The following is a 573-nucleotide window of genomic DNA, read 5'->3' as shown; positions in this document are numbered from 1 at the left end:
CGCCCTGGCCATGGCTCTTCGCCGTCAACTTACCGCTCGGCATCGTCGTACTGGCATCCGGCCCAGTTTTGGCGTCAACTGAGGGCGTGGCGCGGAAGCTCGACGGCAGGGCCATGATCGCGAGTGCCCTGATGTTCGTCCTGTTCTTCCTCGGCGCTGATCGGGTCGCCCAGTMTCCAGTGACAGGCGGACTGCTGATCGTCGCGTCGGTGGTTTGCCTCTTCACGTTGCTACGGATCGAGCGCCGGAGTGCGACCCCGCTCGTGCCCACCGATCTCTTCGGCGCGCCGGCCTTCCGGTTCTCCGTCGTCGCGTCGGTCTGCTGCTTCACCGGGCAGATGCTAGGCCTTCTCGCTCTGCCCTTCTATCTCCAGCACAGGCTCGGCATGGCGACGACCCAGGCGGGGCTGTACATGATGCCGTGGCCCGCGGCGGTGGCTCTGATCGCGCCGGTTTCCGGATGGCTCGCCAATCGCGTGAAGACGGCCTGCCTCTGCACCGCTGGCGGCGCCCTGCTGGCCGTCGGACTCGCAAGTGTCGGCCTGTTGCGGGCCGGTCCCTACGGAGCAAGCT

Annotated in this window: 1 protein-coding gene; it reads left to right on the top strand. The window is 67.1% G+C overall.

What is annotated here, in order from left to right; genetic code table 11:
• On the top strand, nt 1–573 hold a 573-nt coding region (locus AC1DIN_RS29920), incomplete at both ends, for an efflux MFS transporter permease (protein ID WP_476812361.1).

The organism is Allobosea sp. 05T438 (assembly GCF_056396025.1).
Note: the sequence above shows the minus strand (reverse complement) of the source record. Positions and strands in the feature narration are given on the sequence as shown.